Source organism: Chitinophaga vietnamensis, from assembly GCF_902167635.1.
Lineage (GTDB): Bacteria > Bacteroidota > Bacteroidia > Chitinophagales > Chitinophagaceae > Chitinophaga > Chitinophaga vietnamensis.
Map to the genome: position 1 here is coordinate 40,489 of NZ_CABHMS010000006.1, position 17,010 is coordinate 57,498.

Consider the following 17,010-nt stretch of genomic DNA (forward strand, 5'->3'; position numbering starts at 1 on the left):
TGCATAGTTTTCAGATGGATCAGAATGTGAGATTTACGTTAAAGCCATAGCTACGGGTAGTAGGCGTTTGCAGGGAAGACGATCCCTGGTCGGCGCCCGGATACTGATCCAGGTCTACGTCTTTATTTTTTGCGAAGTAGAGCAGGTTACGGCCTACAAACGATACGTTGGCCGATCTGATGAAAGTATGTGCCAGCAAGGATTGTGGCAGGGTATAACCCAATGTTACTTCACGCAGTTTCGCAAATGTTTTGCTGATCAGGTTTGCTTCGTTGGTTCTGTAGTATACGCTGATATAGTCTTGCAGGAAGGTTTTGGTAGTGTTAGGCGCAAACTGAAGTTTGTCGGCATTGGTAACATTACCGTTGTTGTCGTACTGAATAGGAACGCCATTGCTTACTACTACGCCGCCGCCATCGTATGATTTCACACCTTTATAATCCTGGTAGCGGGCCGCTCCCATAGCGCCTTCCGTGGTGAGGATGTTGCGGCCGCCGCGGAATGTTTGCTGTTGGATATAATCGATCATGCTGCCACCTACACGGCCATCGAACTGGAAGCTGAGGGTTACGCCTTTGTAACGGAAGGTGTTGTTAACACCCCAAACCCAGTCGGGACTTGCATATCCGAGGAATTGCTGCGTAGGGTTCACAATCGGGCGGCCATCAGGACCGTTGATGATCTGACCATCAGGCGTTCTTACGAATTTAGTTCCATAGAATTTGTCTATGCGATCACCCACACCTATAAACGGTGTCAGTTTTGTCTGATCTCCATAAATACTTACATAATGTTCCTTGAAAGTAGACCAGTTGGCGGTGATATCCCAGGAGAAGCCCTTGTTACTACGTATAGGCGTTCCTGTTAGTGCCACTTCCCATCCTTTCAGGCGGGTGGTTACACCATTCACCAGCGTTCCGTTGAAACCGGTGCTCACCGGCAGCGGCAGCGTATAGATGCGTGGACCATTGAGGTTGGTGAACCAGGTTGCATCCAGGCCCAAGCGGTTCTTCAGGAAGCGGATATCCATACCGGCTTCATACACCTTACTGGTAAAGGGTTGCAGGTTGGCATTGGCGATTACCTGCGTATAGTAAGCACCTGCCTGGTTCTGGTAAACCGGCGCCACACTGTAGGTGGCTGAGTTCTGGAAAGTAGGGCCATCATAAGATGACTTGTATTCTGTGCCGTAACCGATCGGGTAAGAAGCCATTGGCGTAGCACCGATGGTAGGTGTTGTTAAACCTCCTTTCACATTCGCATAAGAACCCCTGAACTTCAGGAAGGAGATTACTTCCGGCAGATTTACATAATCCGATACCACCGTGCTGAGTGAAGCAGATGGATAGAAGTAAGTATTGTGGCCGGTTGGCAAGCTGGATGATTTATCGATACGACCGGTCAGTGATACGGTTGCATATTTACCGAGGTCGATATCCGCATAACCATAAGTGCTCAACACAAGCATGTTAGCAACGTAATTGGTGGCAAACAGCGGATCGCGGGAGTTGGCGAAACCGTACCATCCCGGTGCGTTGAGATAGTTGGTAGATACAAAACTGGAATTGTATTTAAATGAACGCGCATTGCCGCCCACAGAGGCATGCAGGCCGATCTTGTGCGGGAATACATCGGTGTACGACAGTAATACATCAGTGTTGTTTTCGAAAAGCGAGCGTTTATCTTCCCGATAATCGCCCTTGCCTTCTTCACGACCATAAGGGTGCGCAGAGTATGGCATCTTTTCATTTCTCATCATATCGTAACCGGTGATCTGCGTACGGGCCAGCAGTTCCAGCTTATCGTTGATTTTGTAAGTCAGTTTTGCATAGCCGTTCATATCGGTTTTATAGTGGCCGCGTAACCACTCGTAGGTCATGAACCAGGGGTTGTGGTAACGCTGGTACTCTGCATAGATAGACTGGATACCTTCTTTACCAGGCTGCCAGTAGTTGCGCATATCGTCCATGCTCCAATCGGCGCCTGCCCAGATCAGGGTGTTATAGATCAAGCTGTTCGGCCCATAGGTTACATCGGGGAAGTTATCGGTATACTGCCTGTTGTAGTTGAAATAGGCATCGAGGCGAAGACGTTTATTGAAGTTGTATCCGCCGGACATGTTGAAGTTCGTGATGTTGAGCTGCGTATTCGGTACCAGGCCTTTCTGGTAAGAATGCGTGATGGAGAAACGCAGATCTGCTTTCTCTGTATGTGAAGATACCGCGAGGTTGTTGGTGCTCAGCAATCCTGTTTGCAGGAAGCGTTGCAGGTTGTTTTTACCGCGGGCTATCCAGGGCGTGCCGGTACGTTTGCCAGTAGCAGGATCTACGGGGCTATCATACTGTGGTATCAGCTGGCCTTCGAATTTAGGGCCCCAGATATCGTAGTCGGCATCATTCACGCCGCCGCCTTTACCATCGCCGAAAGCATATTTACCGTGGTCGCCGGGACCGTATTCATCCTGCACTTTCGGAATGGCGATGAAGCCTTTATCGAACATGGTGCTGGAATTGAACTCGATGGAGAAGCCGCGTTTGTCTTTCGTACCTTTTTTAGTAGTGATCATGATGGCGCCATTGAGGCCACGGGAGCCGTACAGCGCAGATGCGGTGGCGCCTTTCAGTACGGTATAGCTCTCGATATCATCAGGAGAAATGTTCCAGGTATCGGAGTTGATGGGCACGCCATCTACCACATACAGGTTGATGTTGTTACCACGCAGCAATACCAGCGGAGGTCCGAGCAGTTCGGCGGAAGCGCCAACGGTGAGGCCGGCTACCTTTCCTACCAGGCCGTTTACCGGGTTAGGTTCACGGGCTTTTACGAGGTCGGCGCCTTTCACTTCCTGTACGGAGTAGCCTACTCGTTTTACTTCTTTTCGTATACCCAGTGCCGTTACTACCACTTCGTCCAGCGCTTTTTTATCAGGCCGCAGGGTGATGGTAATGGAATGGGCGCCGTTCACGGGCTGTTGTGCCGGCGTGAATCCGATGAAAGTCACTACCAGTACTTCTTCCGGTTTGGCGTTGATAGAGAAATTACCGCTGGCGTCAGTAACGGTGCCGCGGTTGGTGCCTTGAACTTTTACAGATGCTCCAATTACAGGTTGTTGGTCATCCCCGGATATCACCTTTCCGGTGATGGCCTGTTGTGCATAGGCAGTTGTTACAATCAGTAGCAGCATGAGCAGGGTACTCAGCTGACGTAGCGCTAGTCGTAGATTTAATTGCATGGCAATTTAGATTAGGGTAATTGATTTACCATGCAAAGGTTAAGGGGCAATATGACCGGAATGTTAAGTTATACTAAAATTAATGTTAAGTATTTATAAAAAACAGATTAAAAGGTTGCGGGGCAATTATTTATCATTTTCGAGGAAGAAATAAACAACGAGGATCTGCGCGTCGGTATCACCTACGTTGGAGGGTTTGTGGCCAAGTCGGCCGTCGAAGAAAAGGGAGTCGCCTTCTTCGAGCAGGTATTTTTCGTTATCGATATGGTATTCTACTTTTCCTTTGATGATGTATTTATATTCGTAGGCATCGGTTTTAACGGTATGTGTTCTGCGGGCGCCCTTTTTGAGTTCCAGCAGTACGATATCTACGGGGAAGTTCTTTACATTTTTGGTGAGCACTCGTTTATAGAGGAAACCTTTGGCGGGTTCTTTTTCAAATTCCTGGTAGGATGATTTTTGTTTGATGATAACTTTAGCGCCCTGTGTTTGTTGATCGATCTCGTTGAAAAATTCGTTCATATCGAGGTTGAGGGCTTTGATAATATTGATCAGCACAAGGAGCGAGGGAACGGTACGGTTATTTTCTATTTGAGAGATCAGGCCTTTGCTCACCTGTGCTTTATCCGCGAGTTCCTGGATGGTGATGCCTTTTGATTTTCGTTTTTCCTTTATTTTGTTGCTGATCTGAATGATGATATCCTCCGTCATAGTAGCACTTATATAGATAACAAATGTATTACATTTACACAAATGAAGCTCCATGTTCAGTATCGACCAAATTCTGACGATTACCTTTACGTTATTTGCTGTTATTGATATCTTGGGGTCTATACCGGTATTGGTGAGTTTGAAGGAGAAGCTGGGGCATATAGATGCCGGCAAAGCCACGCTGGCTTCGGGTTTCCTGATGGTGCTATTCCTGTTGGTGGGCGAGCCTTTTTTGAAACTGATGAGCGTGGACGTGCATTCCTTTGCGGTAGCGGGCTCTATTGTGATATTTGTGATTGGCCTGGAAATGATCCTGGGCATCGAGTTCTTCAAAGGCGAGCAGGATGCGCGTTCCGGCAGTGTGGTGCCTATCGCCTTTCCGCTGATAGCGGGTTCGGGCACGCTTACGACTATTATGTCGCTGAAGGCCAATTTCGGCGAATACAATATCCTGGCGGGTATCCTGGTAAACCTGATCGTGATCTATACGGTGCTGCGCAGCCTCAATTACATAGAACGCCTGCTGGGCAAGGCCGGGCTGATGGTGCTGCGTAAGTTCTTCGGGGTGATATTGCTGGCCATCGCGGTAAAAATCTTCAAGTCCAATATCAATCTTTAAATAAATTGTGTAGTTTTGCAGCCTTCCCGGCCTCGTAGTACAATGGATAGTATAAGAGTTTCCGAAGCTCCAGATTCAAGTTCGATTCTTGACGAGGCTACAAAAACATATTTCGCCTGAATTTGGTTTTACCAGATTCAGGCGAATTTCTTAAGGACGGGCATTTCAAAAACTACTTTGTTCGTATATACTTTAATGTTAAAAATAAAGGCGCCAGTGGCGCCTTTATTTAATTAAAGTATATACGATAATTATTTATCTATCAGCATAATCTTTGCCCTGGCTCCCGTGTGAAGAAATCAGACTCCTTAAATACCGCCAGGTTGATCTCCTTATCAGTACTTCTGTTCCTGTCGTAAGAGACAAAAATATTTCCATTATTATCAAAAGCGGCATCCGGATAAGAAACGTTGTCGCGTGGATCCAGCAAGAGAGAGCGCGTCCATGTTTTCGCGTTGTCTGTAGACAGGAATGCTTTGAGATTATTACGGATAGTACCGCTTGCGTTCAGCACCAGCAGGATATTACCTGACTTCAATTTGGCGATATGAAAGCGGCTGGCAATTGTGGGTCCTACCGCAGTAAAGGGCTGGCCTTTAGTCCATGTAAGGCCATTATCATTGCTTTGAGAGTAATAGATACCCTTAGTGGTTCTAAGCAAGCATAACAACTTATTAACACCAATAACAACGATATCATGTTCATCAAACATCCTGATACTGTTATCCAGCGGTATTTTCACCGGATGTGCGGTGCTTACAGCATATCCTGTGCTGCTTGTATTATAGGTAGCTTGAAAAACCATTGCGCCGGAAGAGGCTTCAGGACTGGGGTGGAAGCGCCAATAGGAAACAGGCATCAGAAAGGTGGTCTGTGAAATATTGGTGGGCTTGTTCAACATCACGCCCGCCATCTGCCTGATCGGTTTTGATGCAATGATGGTATCTGTCTTGAAAGTAAGTACGGAAGTCCATACTCCGCCTTTACCATCCCACATGCCTTTGGACTGTGCCCAATATAGATGCACTTTCCCTTTGGCATCTTTCCAGATGGCCGGATCAAAAACGCGATACTCCTTTCCGGGAGGAGCGATGATCAACGCGTTCTTCTTCCAGGTCCTGGCATTGTCCATACTCTCGGCAACGGTAACGTAGTTACCACTACCCTCTCCCTTTCCACCGCTGTACCACGTCATCAGCAAGTGATTGGGGCCAACGATTTCCACGGAAGGGATCCCCTGCCATGCTCTTTCATTGTAAAGATTGTTCATTGCCTGATTAGTCATCACGATGGCACTCCCGTCATCTTCCATAGGAATGGAATCTATTCTTCCGGGATTCAAATCATCATTCACATTTCTTTTAGTACATGATAACAGGATAAAAAAGCAGAAAGGCAATACTGCGTACAAAACACATAATTTTTTTTCCATATTCATCTACAGCTGTAGGTATCAAGCAGCCAAATTTTACGAAAAGTTAGAATAATATTCCTAAATTAGCTCCTTAAAAATCTCTTAATCAGATTAAAAAATGATTAAGATTTTAACCTGATGCAACCTTTAGTGTCAACCTAATGAATTTATTGACTTTAGAAACAGCTGACTATGGACCGCAATGTTGTCACACTGCTTGATTGCACCATCAGGGATGGTGGCTATTACACAGATTGGGATTTTGACGAGAAGCTGGTAAAGAACTATCTTACGGCATGTGAAAAATTACCGATAAATATTGTTGAAATTGGCTATAGAGGCGTTAAGAGCGACGCTTATTATGGTGAATATTTTTATTTGCCCACTCATTTGATGAGTCAAATCAAGAACGAGCATCCTTCTCTGAAGTTTTCCATTTGTATAGATGAAAAAGATGTAAAGGAGTCCGAGATCGAGCAACTGCTGCACCCTTGCATTCCTTATATCCATATGATCAGAATACCTGTTGATCCAGGCAGGTTAAGCAAAGGGATAGCGCTTGCCCGGAAAGCGAAAGCAATGGGATTCGAAGTATGTTTGAATGTGATGTACCTTTCGCGCTGGTATAATGTTCCGGAAGTGATCCAGGAGCTGGGCAATATTGCACCAGAAACCGTGGACATATTATATCTCGTGGATTCTTTTGGCAGTGTGACGCCATCCATGTTGAAAGAAGTCATTAAAAGCCTGAAAGCCGCCACTGATATCCCCTTGGGATTCCATGGCCATAACAATATGGAGTTGGCACTGGCCAATGCCATCGTTGCGATGGAAGAAGGTTGTAGCGCCATCGATGCAACTTTTACGGGAATGGGCCGCGGCGCAGGCAACCTTAAAACGGAATTGTTCCTCACTTATCTCAGCGCGAACGGACAATTATCGTTCGATTTAAATAACCTGAGCAACATCGTTGGCCAGTTTGAAAAGCTCCGGGAACAATTTGGCTGGGGCACTAACCTGCCTTATATCATTTCAGGCGCCTACTCTCTTCCACAGAAAGAGATCATGAGCCTTATCAACAAAAACCGGTATTCTCTCGAAACTATCGTCAATAATCTGCAGCACAGAAAATCGGTTAACAGCAATGCCGCCTCTTTCCCAAAACTTTCAGATACCCGGTCGTATCACCAGGCGATCATCGTTGGTGGCGGCAAAAAAGGCTTGCAACATGTAAGTGCATTGCAGAAATATATTGCACAATGTGCAGAGAACAATATCAACACCTGCCTGATACATTCGAGCAGCCGACATTACACGAGATTCCTGGATGTAGAGGTAGATCAATATTGCTGTCTTACCGGATATGAAGGCAAACGCCTGGAGGAAAGCGGCATCAACAACCTGTCCAACCTCCAATGTGTTCTCCCGCCTTCACCTACCAAAATGGGCACCTATATACCAGACTGGCTGAAGGAATACTGCTATGAGCTCAAAGGCGAATCAAAAGAACTTGTTTATGATGATTCTCCCTTGAGCATCGCCTTACAGCTGGCCCTTGAGCTTCATTGCAATGCTGTATTGCTTTTTGGCTTTGATGGATACGATGTGTACATGAATGCCAATGAAAAAGAACTGGCAGAGGAAAACCAACATCTGATCAATCAATTCTCCAGGGACCATTTTGAACTCATTGCTGTTACACCAACCAGGTACCAGATCAAGCAGCAATCGTTGAACTACTTTTTAACTCATGAAAATATTAGCCATTATACCCGCTCGATATAAATCCAGCAGGTTTCCGGGAAAACCTTTACAACTCATACAAGGCATACCACTGATGATAAGGGTGGCGCAACGAACCAGCGGGGCGGTAGGTAAAGAAAATGTTGTCATCGCTACCGAAAGCGAGGAGATACGCAAAGTGGGCGAATCTTATGGGTTCAAAGTGGTGCTTACCTCAGACAGCTGCCTTACGGGCACTGACAGGGTATGGGAGGTAGCGCAACAAATTGCTGCAGATATCTATGTGAACGTCCAGGGTGATGAGCCGCTGATCGATCCGGGAGATATACAAAATGCCATCGCAGAGAAACAGCGCTATCCTGAGTTTGTTATAAATGGTATGCAAACATTGCTGGCCGATGATGATCCAGCAAACATCAATATCCCCAAAGTGCTGACAAAGCCAGACCAGCAATTGCTGTACATGTCGAGGCTTCCCATTCCAGGCATCAAAGGAAATCCCGCACATCCGCCGGTATATAAAAAGCAGGTGTGCGTTTATGCTTTTTCATACCAGGAGCTGTCTATATTTGGCAAGCAGCCTGCAAAAACGCCTGCTGAAGCTTTTGAAGATATAGAAATACTCCGGTTTCTCGAACTCGGGGTACCTGTCAGAATGCTCGAAATGAAATCTCCTGCCATTGCAGTAGACACGCCGGAAGATGTGATCAAGGTAGAAGCGTTCCTCAGCAAAAATGCGTATTAGTAAATAGTTTCAACACTCAACTTAGTGAAAGGGTTTATAGGAAGGAACAGCGTTATACTGACGCTTTGCAATGTTATTCAGTTTCTGGTAGCACTCAACCAGTCTGTATTCCTGGCGCACAGCATCAGCTCCAAATATGAATATGGGCTATTACAGCAAATATTCCTGGTGGGCTCATTGTTTGCAACCGTGGGTACCGCTATCCCTTCTACTATGAGTTTTTTCTGGGGGAAATCATTTCATGATGAAACATACAAAAGTACTTTCTTCCAGAAATACTTTCTTGCTACAATCGCTGTAGGCTTGGGCACTGTATTACTGCAACTGGCCCTGCGGCCCGTTATCGCCGGATATTTCGGCAACCCTTACTTCAACACCTGGACCTGGTACCTGGCAGGCTATTTCCTGCTGAAGTGCATCAATAACTATGCAAATGGTTTTTACCTGCTTACTAACAAACTCCAACACCTGCTGATCATTAACACGGTACAGTTGGTGCTGAGTATAGGATGGTTGCTGTATGCAGCGCATGTAACGCTCCCTGTAGCAGAGATTTTCGTTGGTCTGGTGGTACTGGAACTCTTCCGATTCGTATATCTGTTAAAAGACAGTCCGCAATTTATAAGCTTCAGACATGCTTTCCTGGCGCCCATTCCAAGAGAATGGAAATACCTGGTTACACTGATGGCCGTTATGCTGATCACCATGCTGAATATGCAGGCCGACCGTTTCATCGTTTCCAATATGCTGGGGCCGGTGAAATACTCCGACTATGCGGTAGGTACCTTTGCCAATCCGTTCATTGGCTTGATCACCGGTTCATTGATGACCGTACTGTTACCTTTGTTTTCCAAACTTTATCACGAGCACAATTTCCCGTTGATAGGCAGAATGTGGCGCCGGGTAAATAGCCGCTCATGCAGGCTGCTGCTGCCCTTGATCGTTTTCACAATTTTTTTCGGCGACAAGATCATCCTCCTGATCTATCCACCCAAATTTGAAAATGCGGCCAGGTTATTCCAGCTCTATAATATCAAGTTTATTTTTACGGTGGTTATCTTCGGCAGTATCATCAATGCTATCGGCAAAGAGAAATGGATGTTGCTGAATGCCATTATTAACGTGATCACGCTGTCTACCCTATGCTTTCTCCTGATCCCTGTTTGGGGCCTTGATGGCGCTATCTTCTCTACTATTATCTCTACCTTTATCGGGTACAAGCTGCCGGTTTGGCTGACAAAAAGATATCTTCATCTTTCCATAAAAGACTATTTCCCCGGCCGCATATTTCTACAGACACTGGCGGTATGTTGTATGATCTCTATTGTGCTGAAAGCAGGTATGATATACCTGTTACCGGGCAAATATATTATTCTGCTTGTTACCCCTGTATATATGGCGTTCACTTATGCGTATACGTTAGGTGTAAAGAGAACATTGCAGCAGATCAGGCTGATGCTCAAGCGCTGATCTGCACGCGTCAGCCATTCATTTCACTCAATTCCAGCCATCTCATTCCTTTGTCGTCCAGCAGCTGGATCACTTCTCCGATACGGCGGGTAAGCGGCTCTATCTGTTCATAGGGAAGATTACCGGCAGATAATGCAGTAGTAATGCTGGCTTTTTCCTGTTCCAGTTCTTCTATTTCTTTTTCCAGCAGCTCCATTTCCCGCTTTTCCTTAAAGGACATTTTACGGGGCTTGTCGGGAGGAGCTGCCGTAACAACAGCAGCTGCCGGCCTGGCGTCCTGCTTTTCGACCGTGATCTTCTTTTCTTCATCCTTCTCCCATTCCCTGTATTGGGTATAGTTTCCAGGGAAATCCCGTACTTCGCCATTTCCTTCAAAAACGAACAGGTGATCCACCAGTTTATCCATAAAGTAACGGTCATGACTAACGATGATCACGCAACCCTGATACTCCTGCAAGAAACTTTCAAGGATACTGAGTGTTGGCAGATCGAGGTCGTTCGTAGGCTCATCCAGCACCAGAAAGTTAGGGTTACGGAAAAGGATGGATAATAAATGCAGCCTTCTCTTCTCACCACCACTTAACTTCGAAACATAGGTATATTGCTTTTCTGCGGGGAAGAGGAACAACTCAAGAAATTGCGCAGCGCTCACTTTCGTGCCATCTGCGAGGGGAAAATTCTCCGCAATGTTCTTGACAAACTCGATTACGCGCAGATCCTCTTTCAGTACCAGGCCGGTTTGGGAGTAGTTGCCAAATACAATTGTTTCGCCCACATTGATCTTTCCTGAATCCGGCATTTCAATACCCAGGAGCATGTTGAGGAAAGTAGATTTTCCCACACCGTTTCTACCGACTACGCCTACACGCTCTCCTTTTTTGAAGGTATAATCAAATCCTTTCAGTATAATATGATCACCATATTTTTTATATACTTTCTTTAACTCGAGAATTTTTCCACCGAGACGGGTCATCTTCACGTTCAGCTCCAGCTGCTGTTCCTGCAAGCGGGTGGCAGCTTTCTCCTTCACGTCATAAAATGCGTCCTGGCGGGCCTTGGACTTGGTTGTACGGGCTTTCGGCTGCTTACGCATCCACTCCAGCTCTTTCCTGTAAAGGTTCCGGGCTTTTTCTACACTGGAGCGCTCGCTCTCTTCGCGGGATGCTTTCTTTTCCAGGTAATTCTCGTAGTCTCCTTTATAAATGAATAATTGCTCCTGATCAAGCTCCATGATCTCGTTGCAAACACTATCCAGGAAATAGCGGTCGTGGGTAACCAGCAACAAGGTTACCTTTTCCTGGTCGAGATAATTTTCCAGCCACTCGATCATACCAACATCCAGGTGGTTGGTTGGTTCATCCATGATCAGCAACACATGTTTATGTTCAAATCCGATATCGATCAGCACTTTCGCCAGGGCCACCCTTTTTTGCTGTCCTCCGGAAAGTGAGCCAACGGGCTGATCAAGTTTGTGAATATTCAGCTTGCCCAGTATCTGCTTGACTTTGGAATCGAAATGCCATGCGTTCAACTCGTCCATCTTCACAATACAGGCGGCGAGTTTGTCGGCATCCGGCTCCGGCTCATCTGTCAGCAGCTCATATTGTTTAATGGCGTCCAGCACCGGGTGAGCATGATCGAAGATATTTTCAATGACGGATTTGGCGAGATCGAAATTGGCCTGCTGCTCCAGCATCACTACCGTAACATCCTTATGTATCCATACTTTGCCATCATCGGGCACTTCCTTACCGCACAGGATGCGGAGCAAAGTAGATTTACCGGAGCCATTCAGGGCTACCAGCGCTATTTTATCCCCTTCTTCGATGTGAAATGAAATATCCTTGAATAATGGCTTTATGCCATATGATTTAGTCAGCTTCTCTACGGTTACATAATGCATGTGGCGAAGTTATAAGGATAATTCCAATTATCCTCGCAAGTTGCCGGTGTTCTATGCCTGGTGATACAATAGATTTTTTTTCGTATATTCATTAAGAAAATATGTGTTAGGGAGCGTGTGATCTGTAATGACGGCAATCATTTTTCAACCGATAGTATTATTGTTGCGACGCAACTACCCGCAACGGCCTTTGTCCATTACGCAGCCCCTTATGCGATAAGATAAAAAGCCCTTACGTGATCACGTAAGGGCTTGTGTGTATAATATAATAATCTGTATCACGATCAGAAATCATAATAGAACTGACGGAAAGTACTGCGTAGCCCGATGCTGAAGATGAGGTCGTTACTTTTTTGAAGGTCATTCTTCAGCTGGCGTAGAGCCAGAGAGGTTTCCAGGCGTAAATTATATTTGGGATTGAGCACATATGCAATAGTTCCCTGCGCATAGAGCAGATTGGTTTTAATGCCTTGGCCAATCCAGTTGCCATAGTCATTAACACGGTTGGTATATGGTTTTGAGATATCGTGGCCATAGTTGGTTTTGCTATCCGGATCGTCGCCATATTTTGAATACATCAATTCTCCTCTTGCATACCATCTTTTAAGCTGATAGGTAGCGATGCCCAGCACTTCCCAGAAATTGGCGCCAAGAGGATGGGCCAGCGACTGGTTATAATGTTCATAATTGATCAATGTGCTTTTATAGGAGTAGGTGTAAGGCCTTACTATATTGAATTCACCTTGCAGATCCAGTTTATTGACGCGGAAGAGATCGAACGAGCGGAAGCCGATCTGGGCAGACTGTTTGTTTGCCCACCAGCCCTTTCCTCCAAAGAACTCTTTCAATTTAAATTCGTCCAGTACTACCTGGCCATATATGGTTGTTTTGGGCAGCAATTTAAATTTTGCGTTCATGCCTACCAGTGCATTGTCTGATGAGCCTTCTGAAAATTCGGCTGATCTCAGGAAGATGATCGGATTCATATAGCTCCAATCGAAGCCGCGTTTGCGACCGGAGGAATCTGCATCCGGCCAGATCACCGCATCAAATAAACCAATAGTAAGTCGCTTGCTCACATTCCAGTCGAGGAAGTGGAACACGCCCCATTTTTTGTAGTAGCCCAGATCGCTATATGCTTGCGCGAAGTCTTTACTGTGTTTGTCCATAAACTGCGCCCACATGGCGGTATACTGAACGCTTCCAAGTGTGCCTGTCAATTTCAGATATGGGTAGCTGAACTGGATATCAGACAGGATCAGCGAGCGGTAGCCATCTCCAATAAAGTTCTGGCCATAGCCTGCGGTGATATTCAGGTATTTATTGGGTGTATAAGATAACAGGGCGCTGGCATAGTTGTAATCGAAAGCTTTGTTATTAGCATAATCCTTGATCCCTCCTTGTCCGGGCACGATCTGGTTGCGACGGATATATTCATCGAGGTAGAGTGGAAATTTCCCCTGGTTCTCGAAGAAGGAGGATTCAAAATAAAATTTGCGACCAATATTGGCTTGTATAATGGCCCCGCGGGTATTTAACCAGGTAGTGCGGCTGCCCTCATGTGTTTTTCCGATCTGGAAATCGGGCAGGAAGTCAATGAAAACGTTATAGTCTTCATGTCGGAACTCTAACAAATGTTCATTAAAAAGTTTGCGATAGATCCAGCTTCGTTTAGTCGTATCCGGGGCAGTATACATAGCGCTGGTGTCCACATGTAAAATCGGTTTGAAGGCCGTATGATGGTTATTGGTGTCCAGATACAGCTCCCGGATATTCTGGGGGTTGTACGGTAATACTACAGGCAATTTTTCCTGGGCGCTTACGGTATCAGCCAGCAATAGGACTGCCACCATCCACATGAGATGTCTCATTCATTTAATTTTGAGTTAAGTAAATCGACGCACAGATTCAGGCTACACAAACATGTTATCAATAATCTTGCTAAAATAGGTGTAAAGCAAAAGTTATCGGTTACCCGGCAACAAACGTGCTACTTTGTTTATATTTATAAATACCGGGATTTTTTTTCTGCTTTCAGTACTTCAGTAACTTTTTTTACTTCTTGTTCTTCGCTCTTCGGATATATGAGCAGCACATCCTGATCATCCACTACAATATAATCCTTGAGCCCTCGAATCACCGCCAGTTTCTGGTCGGGTATATGTATGATACAGCTTTCGGTATCTTGTAATTTGAGGTGTTCTGCCGAAATAACGTTACCAGCTTCGGCTTTGTCTGCAACATCATAAAGAGAGGCCCATGTACCGAGATCGCTCCAACCGAAATCTGCCGGTATCGTATACACGTTATCAGCCTTCTCCATGATGGCAAAATCGATAGAGATGTTGGGGGACTGCGGATAATAGCGGTCAATAAAGGCCTGCTCTTCCTGCGTATGGTATACGTCTTTTCCTTTTTCAAACAACTCAAAGATATCCGGAGCATATTGCCGGAACGCCTCTATCGCCGTTTTCACATTCCAGATAAAGATACCGCCATTCCACAGATAGTTACCACTTGCTAAAAATTCGCGTGCCTTTTCGAGTGGCGGTTTTTCTGTGAACTGCATCACCTTATTGATGCCATTGCGATCTGTGTTGCCATATTTGATATAGCCGTAACCGGTATCCGGTCTTGTGGGGCTGATACCGAGGGTCAACAGTATCGGCTGTACGGCAGCGGCTTCCAGCCCTTGTCTTATTTTATCAATAAAAATATCTTCATACAAAATAAAATGATCGGATGGCGCTACCACCATGTTGGCTGCCGGATCTTTTGCCATCAGCCGGAATGCCGCGTACGCTATACACGGAGCTGTATTATTGCGCGATGGCTCGCAAAGTATGTTCTCTTCGGGGATATTGGGTAATTGTTCTGAGACCAGGTCTTTATACTGCTTATTGGTGACGATGTGGATATTGGCTGGCGGGCAAAGTTTCAGAAATCTCTCGGTGGTCAATTGCAGGAGCGATTTCCCGATTCCCAGAATATCAATAAACTGCTTGGGGAAATTGTTCCGGCTTTTCGGCCAAAAGCGGCTACCAACGCCACCTGCCATAATAAAAACGTGATTGTTCGAGTTTTTCATAATTCAGGCAAACCTCTTATTGTTTTTCAATTCCTCATATACATTACGTATACCTTCTTCCAATTGTATGCTTTCTTTCCAGCCATAGCTGTGAAGTTTTGTAACATCCATCAGCTTTCTGGGCGTGCCATCAGGTTTGCTGGTATCAAAGACCAGCTTCCCTTCGTAGCCAACGATTTTCTGTATGAGCCTTGCCAGGTCTGCAATGCTGATATCTTCCCCTACGCCAATGTTCACCAGTCCTCTTTCGTTGTAATGTTGCATGAGATAGAAACAGGCATCGGCCATATCATCGGCATGCAGAAATTCACGTTTCGGTGTTCCGGAGCCCCATACCACCACTTCCGATGCATTATTTTCTTTTGCCTCATGGATTTTCCGCAACAAGGCTGGAAGCACGTGAGAGTTATTAAGATCATAATTATCGTTGGGGCCGTACAGATTAGTGGGCATTACGGAAATAAAATTACAGCCGTATTGGTCGCGGTAAGCATTGCACATTTCAATACCGGCAATTTTGGCAATGGCGTATGGCTCATTGGTAGGTTCCAGCAGTCCGGTAAGCAAATACTCCTCCTTGAGTGGCTGCGGAGCCATTTTAGGATATATGCAGGATGAACCCAGGAACAACAGTTTCTTCACTCCCGCTTTCCAGGCATGATGAATAACATTGTTCTGGATCATCAGGTTATCATAAATAAATTCAGCCCTATAGGTATTATTGGCCATAATTCCTCCCACCTTAGCGGCAGCCAGGAATACATAATCAGGTTTCTCCGTCTCAAAAAAGCCGGCCACTGCTTCCTGACTGCGCAGATCCAGCTCCGAGGAAGTTTTTGTAAGTATCCGGTCAAACCCGTTCTGTTGCAGCTTTCTTACAATCGCTGACCCTACCATTCCACGGTGCCCAGCCACATATACTTTACTGTCTTTGTCCATATACTGCTATTCAAACTGGTTTAATACTTTGAAGCCGGCATCTTTAAGCACTCTTTCACGCTTGAATAATTCAAGATCGGCGGCCACCATTTCTTTCACAATACCTGCCAGATCGTATTGTGGTTTCCATCCAAGTTTTTGTTGCGCTTTGGCAGGATCGCCTATCAGCAACTCCACTTCGGTAGGCCTGAAATAGCGGGAGTCTACGGCTACCACTTCCTGTCCTGGCTTCAATATATGATTGGCATCGGCTACACTTTTGACAATTCCTTTCTCGTCAATACCAGAGCCTTTGAATTCCAGTTCCACACCTATTTCTTCAAATGCCATTCTTATAAAGTCGCGTACTGTATTGGTGATGCCAGTGGCAATCACAAAGTCTTCGGCCTTATCTTGCTGCAACATAAGGTACATGGCTTCTACATAATCCTTTGCATGGCCCCAATCGCGTTTGGCGTCGAGGTTGCCCATATACAGTTTACTTTGCAGGCCCAATGCCATCTTTGCGACCCCCCTGGTGATCTTTCTGGTCACAAATGTTTCGCCGCGTAAGGGGCTTTCATGATTGAACAGTATCCCGTTACAGGCGTAGATGTTATAAGCCTCCCGGTAGTTAACAGTGATCCAGTAAGCATATAATTTGGCTACAGCATATGGTGAACGGGGATAGAAAGGTGTTTTTTCCGATTGCGGGATTTCCTGTACCAGTCCGTACAGCTCGGAAGTTGATGCCTGGTAGATCCTTGTTTTATTGGTTAGTCCCAATAAACGAATAGCTTCCAGCAGGCGCAAAGTGCCTATACCGTCGGCATCGGCCGTATATTCCGGTGTTTCAAAACTTACCTGTACGTGGCTCATAGCCCCGAGGTTATATATTTCGTCAGGCTGTACTTCCTGGATAATGCGGATCAGGTTAGTCGAATCCGTCAGATCCCCGTAATGCAATTTGAAACGCACATCCGTTTCATGCGGGTCCTGATACAAATGATCTATTCTGTCTGTATTGAATAAGGAGGAACGTCTCTTGATACCATGTACAAAGTAACCCTTCTTAAGCAGTGATTGCGCCAGATAGGCCCCATCTTGTCCTGTAATGCCTGTAATAAGGGCTATTTTCATGAAGTCTTCCGTTTTGAATTTATGCAA

General features: G+C 45.7%; 12 protein-coding genes and 1 tRNA gene. 5 read left to right on the forward strand and 8 right to left on the reverse strand.

All coding sequences use genetic code 11. The features are described from left to right. Positions 1 to 19: 19 nt before the first annotated feature. Together FPG75_RS16690 and FPG75_RS16695 are read right to left on the reverse strand one after the other, a co-directional pair. The gene (locus FPG75_RS16690) at positions 20 to 3,232 is read right to left on the reverse strand and encodes a SusC/RagA family TonB-linked outer membrane protein (RefSeq protein ID WP_143308008.1); all 3,213 of its coding nucleotides are present in this window, start codon (positions 3,230 to 3,232) and stop codon (positions 20 to 22) included. A gap of 126 nt (positions 3,233 to 3,358) precedes the next feature. Further along, on the reverse strand, positions 3,359 to 3,943 hold the full coding sequence (locus FPG75_RS16695) for a helix-turn-helix domain-containing protein (protein ID WP_143308009.1): 585 nt from the start codon (positions 3,941 to 3,943) through the stop codon (positions 3,359 to 3,361). Between the two features lie 52 nt (positions 3,944 to 3,995). On the opposite strand from FPG75_RS16695, the gene FPG75_RS16700 reads away from it, so the two are divergent. Next, positions 3,996 to 4,562: a MarC family protein gene (locus FPG75_RS16700; RefSeq protein WP_143308010.1), complete on the forward strand. Its 567-nt coding sequence runs from the start codon at positions 3,996 to 3,998 to the stop codon at positions 4,560 to 4,562. A 28-nt stretch (positions 4,563 to 4,590) separates the two neighbouring features. Beyond that, positions 4,591 to 4,662 (forward strand) — tRNA-Arg (locus FPG75_RS26045). A 162-nt stretch (positions 4,663 to 4,824) separates the two neighbouring features. Here FPG75_RS26045 and FPG75_RS16705 read toward each other — a convergent pair. Then, positions 4,825 to 5,904, reverse strand: a complete 1,080-nt coding sequence (locus FPG75_RS16705) for a sialidase family protein (protein ID WP_161597040.1) — start codon at positions 5,902 to 5,904, stop codon at positions 4,825 to 4,827. 264 nt (positions 5,905 to 6,168) lie between these two features. Between FPG75_RS16705 and FPG75_RS16710 the strand changes: the two genes are divergently transcribed. From FPG75_RS16710 to FPG75_RS16720, 3 genes are read left to right on the forward strand one after another with little or no spacing between them, the layout of a single operon-like run. Continuing rightward, entirely contained in the window at positions 6,169 to 7,761 is a 1,593-nt protein-coding gene (locus tag FPG75_RS16710) for an aldolase catalytic domain-containing protein (protein WP_143308012.1), read from the forward strand. After that, positions 7,727 to 8,464 carry a 3-deoxy-manno-octulosonate cytidylyltransferase gene (locus tag FPG75_RS16715; RefSeq protein WP_143308013.1) on the forward strand — a complete coding sequence of 246 codons (738 nt, stop codon included), beginning with the start codon at positions 7,727 to 7,729 and terminating at the stop codon, positions 8,462 to 8,464. The genes FPG75_RS16710 and FPG75_RS16715 overlap by 35 nt, the downstream gene beginning before the upstream one ends. Before the next feature lie 24 nt (positions 8,465 to 8,488). Then, positions 8,489 to 9,934: an oligosaccharide flippase family protein gene (locus tag FPG75_RS16720; RefSeq protein WP_143308015.1), complete on the forward strand. Its 1,446-nt coding sequence runs from the start codon at positions 8,489 to 8,491 to the stop codon at positions 9,932 to 9,934. A 10-nt stretch (positions 9,935 to 9,944) separates the two neighbouring features. On the opposite strand, the gene FPG75_RS16725 is transcribed toward FPG75_RS16720, so the two are convergent. From FPG75_RS16725 to gmd, 5 genes are all read right to left on the reverse strand, one after another. Then, positions 9,945 to 11,837 carry an ABC-F family ATP-binding cassette domain-containing protein gene (locus tag FPG75_RS16725; RefSeq protein WP_143308017.1) on the reverse strand — a complete coding sequence of 631 codons (1,893 nt, stop codon included), beginning with the start codon at positions 11,835 to 11,837 and terminating at the stop codon, positions 9,945 to 9,947. A 284-nt stretch (positions 11,838 to 12,121) separates the two neighbouring features. Next, positions 12,122 to 13,708 carry a hypothetical protein gene (locus FPG75_RS16730; RefSeq protein ID WP_143308019.1) on the reverse strand — a complete coding sequence of 529 codons (1,587 nt, stop codon included), beginning with the start codon at positions 13,706 to 13,708 and terminating at the stop codon, positions 12,122 to 12,124. A gap of 134 nt (positions 13,709 to 13,842) precedes the next feature. Further along, positions 13,843 to 14,925, reverse strand: coding sequence for a mannose-1-phosphate guanylyltransferase (locus FPG75_RS16735; protein WP_143308021.1), 1,083 nt, complete (start codon positions 14,923 to 14,925; stop codon positions 13,843 to 13,845). A gap of 3 nt (positions 14,926 to 14,928) precedes the next feature. Continuing rightward, positions 14,929 to 15,864 carry a GDP-L-fucose synthase gene (fcl, locus tag FPG75_RS16740; protein ID WP_143308022.1) on the reverse strand — a complete coding sequence of 312 codons (936 nt, stop codon included), beginning with the start codon at positions 15,862 to 15,864 and terminating at the stop codon, positions 14,929 to 14,931. 6 nt (positions 15,865 to 15,870) lie between these two features. Then, a complete protein-coding gene (gene gmd / locus FPG75_RS16745; RefSeq protein ID WP_143308024.1) occupies positions 15,871 to 16,983 on the reverse strand; it encodes a GDP-mannose 4,6-dehydratase in 1,113 nt (370 codons plus the stop codon). Positions 16,984 to 17,010 lie beyond the last annotated feature (27 nt).

Bases quoted from the DNA above. Each gene is read 5' to 3' on its own strand.
- FPG75_RS16690 (WP_143308008.1), bottom strand. From the start codon at position 3,232: ATGCAATTAAATCTACGACTAGCGCTACGTCAGCTGAGTACCCTGCTC.
- FPG75_RS16695 (WP_143308009.1), bottom strand. From the start codon at position 3,943: ATGACGGAGGATATCATCATTCAGATCAGCAACAAAATAAAGGAAAAA.
- FPG75_RS16700 (WP_143308010.1), top strand. From the start codon at position 3,996: ATGTTCAGTATCGACCAAATTCTGACGATTACCTTTACGTTATTTGCT.
- FPG75_RS16710 (WP_143308012.1), top strand. From the start codon at position 6,169: ATGGACCGCAATGTTGTCACACTGCTTGATTGCACCATCAGGGATGGT.
- FPG75_RS16715 (WP_143308013.1), top strand. From the start codon at position 7,727: ATGAAAATATTAGCCATTATACCCGCTCGATATAAATCCAGCAGGTTT.
- FPG75_RS16725 (WP_143308017.1), bottom strand. From the start codon at position 11,837: ATGCATTATGTAACCGTAGAGAAGCTGACTAAATCATATGGCATAAAG.
- FPG75_RS16730 (WP_143308019.1), bottom strand. From the start codon at position 13,708: ATGAGACATCTCATGTGGATGGTGGCAGTCCTATTGCTGGCTGATACC.
- FPG75_RS16735 (WP_143308021.1), bottom strand. From the start codon at position 14,925: ATGAAAAACTCGAACAATCACGTTTTTATTATGGCAGGTGGCGTTGGT.
- fcl (WP_143308022.1), bottom strand. From the start codon at position 15,864: ATGGACAAAGACAGTAAAGTATATGTGGCTGGGCACCGTGGAATGGTA.
- gmd (WP_143308024.1), bottom strand. From the start codon at position 16,983: ATGAAAATAGCCCTTATTACAGGCATTACAGGACAAGATGGGGCCTAT.